Genomic DNA, 8,074 nt, shown 5'->3' with positions numbered 1-8,074 from the left:
GGGGTACGGGCGGAGGACATCGACCTGGTGATGCTGCACGGCAGCGGATCCCCCCGCGCCGACGCGACGGAGTCGAGCGTCCTGCGCCACATCTTCCTCGGCGCCGGACCCAGTCGGCGGATGGCCCCATCAAGGCGATGACCGGCCACACCCTGGGCGGTCGGGACCTCCTCAGCCCTCTCATAGCGGTGCTCGCCGTGAAGGAGAGGAAGGTCCCCCCGGTCCTGATCGATGGAATCGCACGTCAGATTGAGGGGAAAACTTGTCGCCTTCATTAGAACTCAGTTTTCGACCCATTGTCCCTGACCCATTGAGCTGTTCCCGGCGACGAAGGCACCGTCATCCGGCCCATTGGCCGGTGCCCGCGTCCGAATACCACGTACGACGCGGCGTCCCTGGCACCGGGGGGTACTGTCCCGGCACGGAGTTCCGCCGATGACGCGGAACACCGCGAGCCTCACGGCCGTCCCCAGTCCAGGGGCCTCCGCACTGCCCACCACACCCCCGTTCGTCGTGCTTCTGGGCACCGACTACGCGGGCAAGTCGTCCGCGCTGATGGAAATCGCCGACCGCGCGCTCGGCTGGCATGTCGTCTCCATCGACGACGAGCTCCTGGACCCCGGGCACTCCCTGATCGGGAAGCTGCGCCGCAGCCTGGTCGCTGACGTCCTACCGGATCTGCATCACGGCTACTCCCTCGACTTCATGGTCAGCCTCTTGCAGACGGCGACGGTCCATCTGCGCGACAGCATCGAGCGCAGCCCGGACGGAATACCTGTTCTGGTCGACTCCTACTACTACAAGATCCTCGCCAAGTGCCGGCTGGCCGGAGTCGAGAGCCATCCCGCGTTCGACTGGTGGCGCACCTTTCCCCAGCCGCGCCGGGTGGTCTTCCTCGAGCTGTCGACGGCATCGGCCTGGAAGCGCTGCGGAGAAGGAGCCAGGACCAACTCCCTGGAGTACTACGGCGATCGGCCCGACCAGGTGTCGTTCGAGAAGTTCCAGTCCGACCTCCGCGAGGCCATGTGGGAAGAGGTCCAGCACCTTCCGGTCACCGTCGTTCAGGAGCAGGAAGACGTCTCGCGGACCGTGGAGATACTGAGAGAGGTGATGGGTCGTGCCATCGGTTGAGGCATGGACGGATCCGGCCCGGATGCGCAGTTACCGGGAGCGAGTCCGCACTGAGCAGGAGAGACTCAAAGCTGCGCTCGCGGATGGGGACGGCCACCAGCGCAGGGTCCTGAACGAACTGCTGGAGCACAACGCCGACACCGAATACGGCCGCGCCCACTCCTTCAGTGCGATTCGTTCCCTGGACGACTTCCGCAAAGCCGTGCCGATCAACGACTACGCGGCGCTGGCACCCTGGATCGAGCGGATGGCAGCGGGCGAGAGCAACCTGCTGAGCGCGGACGACCCGGCGGTGTACTTCACCAGCAGCGGCACCACGGGCGCCCACAAGAAGATCCCGGTCACCGCGGGCTTCATGCGCCGGACCTTCTTCCCCTTCTACTACGCGGCCTGGGCCCCGCTGATCGAGCACTTCCCCGATGTGCTCGACCGACCGGACGCGGTACTCAACCTGAAACACGACCCGCGTCCCGCACCACCGACCACCGCCTCGGGCCAGCCTCATGTCGGCGCCAGCCAGGTAGACCTCGGTTCCAGGTTCGGCGAGCCGCTGTCCGCCGAACCCGGCACCTTCGCGCCGTGGGCAACGCTCCCGGTGGCCGTCGAGGAGAACGACCACCTGGAGAAGACCTACCTGCGGCTGCGCCTCGCGGCGGAGAGCGATGTCCGCTGCGTCATCGGGATCAATCCGGCGATGGTCGCCGCCGTGCCCTACCAGCTCAACCTGTGGTGGCCCCGGCTGGTCAAGGAGATCTACGACGGCACGCTCGGCGGGCAACGGTACGGCAGCCCCGACCCGGAGCGAGCAGCCACGCTGGAGCGGCTGGCCGACCACTTCGGAACGGTGCGTCCGGCCCATGTCTGGCCTCGCATGCGGGCGCTGTTCTTCTGGACGACGGGTATGGCGTCGCTCTACCGACAGCGGCTGTGCGAGGAGTTCGGCCCTGGTGTGGCAGCGCTGCCTGCGCCCGTCGCCGCATCCGAGGGACCCGTCGGTGTGGCGCTCGACCGGCACGGCTCCGCCGGCTCCCTGGTGGTGACGGCGTCTGCCTACGAGTTCCTGGACGCCGAGTCCGACATCGGGCCCGACTCCTCGACCCTGACCATGAACGAGCTGGAGCCGGGCCGCGACTACCACGTGATCTTCAGTCACATCGGCGGCCTGTACCGCTACGCGGTCGGTGATGTGGTCCGGGTCGTCGACCGGGTCGGTGGCGTGCCACGGGTGGAGTACGCGGGCCGGAGCACCCGGTCGGACGCGGTCGGCGAGCGGCTGCGCGACGTCCAGGTCATCCGCGCGCTCGCCGCGGCCTCCCAGGCCACCGGCCTCGACGTCCGCAACGCCGCCTGCCGGGTGGCGGACCGGTCCGAGGGCGCCGTCGCGCACTACGAGTTCGCCGTCGCGGCCCGCGGCGACTGGAGCGAGCAGGAAACCGATCGTTTCGCCGCGGAGCTGGACATGGCCATCGGCCGGGAGGCCGCGACCTACGGGACGGCGCGTTCGGACGGCAGGCTGAACTCCGTGACCGTGCGGCGCCTTCACGACGACGCCTTCCTGCGTGACTGGCACGCGAGCGTCGCCACCGGAATCCGGCCCACGCAGGTCAAGGACCGACTGTTCCGGCAGGACCGAACACTCTGGGAGCGGCTGACCGGCACTGACCCGGTCAGCGGGAAGGACAAGGCATGACCGAGACACTGGACGCCGTCGAGCGGACCGCACTTCTGACGGCAGCGTTACGCGCGGTGGAGACCAGGCGTGAGGACCGTCTCTACAGCGACCCCTATGCGGCTCGGCTGGCCGGCGAGGGAGGTCCGGAACTCCTCCGCGAGGTCCGCGACGCCACCTTCCCCAAGGACTCGGTCCGCACCGTACCGAGCACCCCGGACTACAACGCCATCCGCACCCGGTTCTTCGACGACTTCCTCCAGGAGGCCGCGCAGGACCCGGCGATGCACCAGATAGTGCTGGCGCCCGCCGGGATGGACTCGCGCGCCTACCGGCTCGACTGGCCTTCCCACATCCGCTACTTCGAGGTCGACCGGCCCGCGGTTCTGGCCTACAAGACGGAGCGGCTGCACGACGTGGAACCCCGGGTCGACCATCGCGCGATCGCTCTCGACCTCACCTCACCCGACTGGGAGAGCGAGCTGATCGCCGCCGGCTACGACCCGGAGCAGTCATCCACCTGGCTGCTGGAGGGGCTGCTCTACTACATCCCCGGCGACGACGCACACCGCATCCTCGACCGGGTGGCAGCGATCATGAAGCCGGGCAGCCGGATCGCCGCGGACATCGTCAACGAGGCCGCGCTGACCCTGCCGAACATGCGTGAACTGCTCGACGTGTTCGCAGGCTGGGGCTGCCCGTGGCTGTTCGGCTCGAACGAGCCGGAAGAGCTGTTCGAGGGCCACGGCTTCACCGTGGAGGCCACACAGCCAGGCGAACCGGCGGCCGAATACGGACGCTGGCCCGACCCGGTGCCGGACCGCTCCGAGACCGGAGTGCGCCGGGTGTTCTTCGTCCACGGGCAGCGGAGCTGAGATGACGAACGCGACCGTAGTCGGCGCAAGCATCGCAGGTCTGACCGCCGCACTCGCCCTGAGCGGCGCCGGCTACGAGGTACGAGTGCTGGAACGCTCGGCCCCGCCTCCGGAGGGGCCCTTGGAGCAGGCCGTGCGGGACTGGCACCGGCCCACCCTGCCGCAGGCTGTCCACTCCCACACCCTGACCTCGGTCGGCGTACGGACGTTGCGCCGCCGGGCCCCGCAGCTGCTCACCACGGCCTTGGAAGCCGGCGCCGAACTGCTGGATCTCCTTGAGGCGTTGCCGCCGCCGGTCGAGAACCGTGCCCGTGAGGTCGGCGACGACGACCTGGTGGCCCTGGCTTGTCGGCGCAGCGTCCTCGAACTGCTCCTGTACCGGACCGTGCGGAACCTGCCACAGGTCCGGATCAGCCACGGAACGGTGGTCCGCGGGCTGGCGCTCGACTCCTCGGGCGAGCGGGTGCTGGGAGTGCGCACCGGCGACGGCGAGGTACTGCCGGCCTCGGTCGTGATCGATGCCACCGGCCGGCGTGCCGAGTCGCGCGACTGGTTGACGGCCGCCGGGATCCCGGTCGCCGAAGACCTGGTGACGCCCTCCGCCATCACCGGCTACAGCCGCCAGTACCGCCTGCGCGACACCGGGCGCCCCGGACCGCTCAACCGAGGCAACGCGACCGGCGGAGTGTGGGACCACTACGCCGCCGCACTCCACCCGGCGGACAACCACACCTTCGCCGTCGCGGTGATGGTGCCTCCGGGCGACCACGCGACGGCACGCCTGCGCGAGCCGGGCGCGTTCACCGCCGCCGCCCGGGCCACTCCCGGTCTCGGTGCCTGGCTTGCACCCGGTGTCAGCGACCCGCTCACCCCTGTCAATGTCATCGCCTGCCCACCGAACACACTGCGCGGCACGGTGACGACCCGACAGCGGCCGGTGGCCGGCCTGTTCGCGGTCGGCGACGCGGCGTGCGTCACCAACCCGCTGTACGGCCGCGGTATGTCGCTCGCCATGGACCACGCCTTCCAGCTCGCCGACCTGCTCGCCGGGGCGGCACCCGACCAGTCGCTCGGTGAAGCGGCCGCCCGGCTCGCCGAGCAGTACTTCACGCCCTGGTACCAGCTCGCGGCCCGGGACGACGCGCAGCGAGCCGCTCAATGGCAGGCGGCGACCAGTGGCGACCGGTCGCCGCCGCAGCAGCCCGGCGGCGGGCCGAGCCCCGCGCAGGTGCGGGCCGCGGCCCTCACCGACGGGCTGGTCTGGCGTTCCGTGACCCGCGTGATCATGGGGCTGAGCACTCCGGCCGAGGCGTTCGGCGACGAGAAGTTCCAGGCCCGGGTGGAGCAGGCGCCCCCGATCGATCCGGCGTTGCTGCCCGCGGCGCCGAGCCGGGAGGAGTTCCTCCGCCTGATCGCGGCGACGGAAGGAGCGTAGTGGAAACGAGCCTTCAGGCGCCCTCCGCGCGCGACCGGGCACGGTTCCCGCACGCCGAGGCCGTGCCCCCCGGTACGGAGCCGCGCCGGGTGCTGCTGGCCCCGATCACCGTGACTCCGTCCAAGCCTCTGACCCCGAGCCATCTCAAGGGGCTGCTGTGGACCGACGTGATGTACCGGGCCACCGCGCAGCTGGCCGAGGTGACCTATCGGTACAGCCCGACCACCTACCACCTCACGGAGCAGACCCTCGGGTTCTGGGAATTCCTCGACCGCACCGTTGGGGACACCGACTACTCCGGTCTCACTGAGGAGGGCATCGGCGAACTGTACGTCGGCTACCGGTCCGCAGGGCAACGGGCCGGCGTCGCCGCCCTGCGGACGTACGCGGAGGCGGTCGAGGTGCATGGCTGGGTCCACCCGGCGAGCGCCCGGGTCCTTGAGCTGTGGGCGGCGCACTACGCGCGCCTGGGCATGCACGACCCCGGGCTGCTCGCGCACCAGCCACCCGGCCTGGGGCTGGAGGAGATGATCGACCGCCTCGGCGCCGCCGGGATGTGCCTCGACCAGCGTGCCTACGGCGGCCCGGTCTTTCTCGACGCCACCCGGTACGGGCTGCCGCTGCGCCAGATCGTCGAGGCACAGGGCCGGCCCAACTACCTGGCCTGCGCCCTGCGGGAACTCATACCGCTGGCACCGCGGTTCGACGAGATGGTCCTGCTGTACGACCGTGAGCTGGAACCCGACTACCTGCTGCTGGAGCGCACGCTGTCCGTGTTCGGAGCAACCGTCCGCAGGGTCACTCTGGGCCGGGTGCCCATCGACGGGGAGGTCCGCTCCGCGCGCCACGGTGACTGGCACGACCACACCACCGGCGCCCTGCTGAGCAGGGCTGGGGCCGAGTACGGCGATCCGGTGCTGCGGCTGGGCATGCGGCTGTACTTCATCGCCGGTCTCGGCCAGGGCCAGCAGCAGTCCTTCCGCCACGAGGCGCTGCGCCAGAGTCTGGCGCGTGCCGCCCGGCTGCTGTCCTCCGGCAGGATCACCGACCCGGCGCCGCTGGCGGAGGTGCTCTCCCGGCACCGCGGTGACCACCTGTACGTCAATCCGTACCGGCTGACGTCCAGTCTGCTGGCCAGACACCGGCCGGCGCCGAGTCCCGGCCTGCTCTCGGCGGTCTACCTGTGACGACCTCCCAGGAACTGCTCCAGGAAGCGGTGGCCCGGCGTATCGTGACCGCGCGGCCCGAGCTGGCAGCGCGCTTCGACCTGCTGACCGCCGAGGGACTGCTGGCCGCGCAGCGGGAGATCACCCGGGCCGCGCAGGACGCCAAGGTGCTGGTGGTCTGTGTGCTGCGTGACTTCGGCCTGCCGGCCTGGGTGCGCGCCACGTGCGAATTCGCCCTCCGCGTCGACCGGTCCGCGGCTGCGGACTGGCGCCGTGACTTCACCCGGACCGTCTTTGTCGCCGGCAACCCGGCCAATCTGAAGGACAGGTTCTCCTTCGGTCATGTGGCCGACGACGGGTCGGCTGCCTGGCAGGGCCCGGCACCCGCCGAGGAGAGCACCTCCCTGCGCCGACTGCTGAAGCTCTTCGACGGCTCGGCCGAACTGCCGACTCGTCCCTCCGTGGCGGTACGTGTCCCGGCCGGCCACGAGCCGCAAGAGCGTGCTCCAGTCCGGCGGGAGCTGCATGTGGCCACGGCCGGGGTGACCATCGCCGAGTGTCTGGTCCACCTCAACCACCTGCTGGTCGAAGCCGTATTCGACGACATCATCTGCCCCGGGGACGAGCTGGTCGTTCGCCAGGCTCCATGGCTGCCGGCCTCGGGCAGTCCCTACGCGGCCCTGCGGGCCGGCGGCACTCCCGATCACCCGGACCGCCTCCGTGTCTACGCCGCCCTCACCGAGGAGATCCACGATGCATGAGACGACCGCCCGCCCGGCAGACAACCCCATCCGCTTCGGCTACCCCAGCTCTCCGCGAACGGCCCAGGAAATCCTCGCCTCCGCGAACGTGAGCGAGGACCGGGCGGTGCTCGCCCCCTATGACCTCGCCGATCCCTTCTCCGCACTGCGCCGCGGCGAACTCGACGTGATCGTCGTCAAGTTCGGCCCGCAAGAGCCGGATCTCGTCACGAGCAAGGTGCTGCAGTTCGAGTCGCGCGCCGTCATCGTGAGCGCGGACCATCCGCTCGCCGGCCACGACACCGTCTCCGTCGAGGATGTCGCCGCCTACGACGCCTTCGAACGCCCCGGTGACTTCCCCGAGTACCTGTGGGACGAAATCGTGCCGCGCCGGACCCCACAGGGCCGGCCGATCCACCGGCGCCACCGGGTGAACGGCATTCCGGAGATGATGGCCGTGGTCATGCGGTCCGAAGGGGTGCATCTCTCGGTGGCGTCGCTGGCGGACCTGGCGCCGCCGGCCATCAAGGTCGTACCCATACATGATCTGCCGCCCGTCCCGGTCTGCCTGGCCTGGTACCGGCACACGGAACTGCCTGGCAATGTGGCACGGTTCATCGCCGCCGCGGAGGCCGCGAGCCCAGTCCCCGCGGACGGCTGACTGAGCGTTTGGTCCGATGATGCGTGTGTGATCCCGTGTCAGTTCCGCGTCCCTTCGGGGTGGCTTCGCCGGTGAGTCTGCGAGCGCGTCGGCTCAGTCGGCCAAGGCCGTCGCTCGATGAACCGTCGCAGGCCAGTCCGTACGCCGTCGGTGGGAACGGTGGCGGCACGGCACGCCGCCTCGACCGCGAGGCCCTCGCCGATCGGCAGGCAGGCCGCCACGGCCGTCGGTGCGTGCCGGATGATCCGCCCGGCCAGCTCCTTCCCAGCGTCCAGGAGCTGGTCGGCCGGCACAACGGTGTTGACGAGGCCCAGCTCGGCGGCCCGAGCGGCCGGGATGAGGTCGCCGGTCAGGATCATCTCCAGTCTGTGCTTGCGGCCGATGTGCCGCGGCAGGC

9 protein-coding genes are annotated in these 8,074 nt (G+C 70.3%); 8 read left to right on the top strand and 1 reads right to left on the bottom strand.

The features are described 5' to 3' along the window. Positions 1-30 precede the first annotated feature (30 nt). From ACIPTO_RS40490 to ACIPTO_RS40455, 8 genes are all read left to right on the top strand, one after another. Complete coding sequence (locus tag ACIPTO_RS40490) at positions 31-141, top strand: hypothetical protein (RefSeq protein ID WP_401200378.1); 111 nt, start codon at positions 31-33, stop codon at positions 139-141. Positions 142-435: 294 nt separating this feature from the next. Next, on the top strand, positions 436-1,131 hold the full coding sequence (locus tag ACIPTO_RS40485; protein WP_366327230.1) for a hypothetical protein: 696 nt from the start codon (positions 436-438) through the stop codon (positions 1,129-1,131). Beyond that, a complete protein-coding gene (locus ACIPTO_RS40480; protein ID WP_401200376.1) occupies positions 1,118-2,821 on the top strand; it encodes a GH3 auxin-responsive promoter family protein in 1,704 nt (567 codons plus the stop codon). The genes ACIPTO_RS40485 and ACIPTO_RS40480 overlap by 14 nt, the downstream gene beginning before the upstream one ends. Then, complete coding sequence (locus ACIPTO_RS40475) at positions 2,818-3,675, top strand: SAM-dependent methyltransferase (protein ID WP_366327234.1); 858 nt, start codon at positions 2,818-2,820, stop codon at positions 3,673-3,675. Before ACIPTO_RS40480 ends, ACIPTO_RS40475 begins: the two co-directional genes overlap by 4 nt. A gap of 1 nt (position 3,676) precedes the next feature. Beyond that, the gene (locus ACIPTO_RS40470) at positions 3,677-5,110 is read left to right on the top strand and encodes an FAD-dependent oxidoreductase (RefSeq protein WP_401200373.1); all 1,434 of its coding nucleotides are present in this window, start codon (positions 3,677-3,679) and stop codon (positions 5,108-5,110) included. After that, on the top strand, positions 5,110-6,297 hold the full coding sequence (locus tag ACIPTO_RS40465) for a hypothetical protein (protein WP_401200370.1): 1,188 nt from the start codon (positions 5,110-5,112) through the stop codon (positions 6,295-6,297). Before ACIPTO_RS40470 ends, ACIPTO_RS40465 begins: the two co-directional genes overlap by 1 nt. Then, positions 6,294-7,037: a DUF6182 family protein gene (locus ACIPTO_RS40460; RefSeq protein WP_401200368.1), complete on the top strand. Its 744-nt coding sequence runs from the start codon at positions 6,294-6,296 to the stop codon at positions 7,035-7,037. Before ACIPTO_RS40465 ends, ACIPTO_RS40460 begins: the two co-directional genes overlap by 4 nt. Beyond that, the gene (locus ACIPTO_RS40455; protein ID WP_401200365.1) at positions 7,030-7,677 is read left to right on the top strand and encodes a substrate-binding domain-containing protein; all 648 of its coding nucleotides are present in this window, start codon (positions 7,030-7,032) and stop codon (positions 7,675-7,677) included. The genes ACIPTO_RS40460 and ACIPTO_RS40455 overlap by 8 nt, the downstream gene beginning before the upstream one ends. 38 nt (positions 7,678-7,715) lie before the next feature. On the opposite strand, the gene ACIPTO_RS40450 is transcribed toward ACIPTO_RS40455, so the two are convergent. Continuing rightward, positions 7,716-8,072, bottom strand: a complete 357-nt coding sequence (locus ACIPTO_RS40450) for an enoyl-CoA hydratase-related protein (protein WP_401200496.1) — start codon at positions 8,070-8,072, stop codon at positions 7,716-7,718. Between the last annotated feature and the right edge of the window lie 2 nt (positions 8,073-8,074).

The sequence above is a fragment of the Streptomyces sp. NPDC090083 genome (assembly GCF_044747445.1).
In the GTDB taxonomy this organism is placed as follows: Bacteria; Actinomycetota; Actinomycetes; order Streptomycetales; family Streptomycetaceae; genus Streptomyces.
The sequence above is the reverse complement of the archived record's forward strand: the minus strand, read 5'-3'. Positions and strand labels throughout refer to the sequence as shown.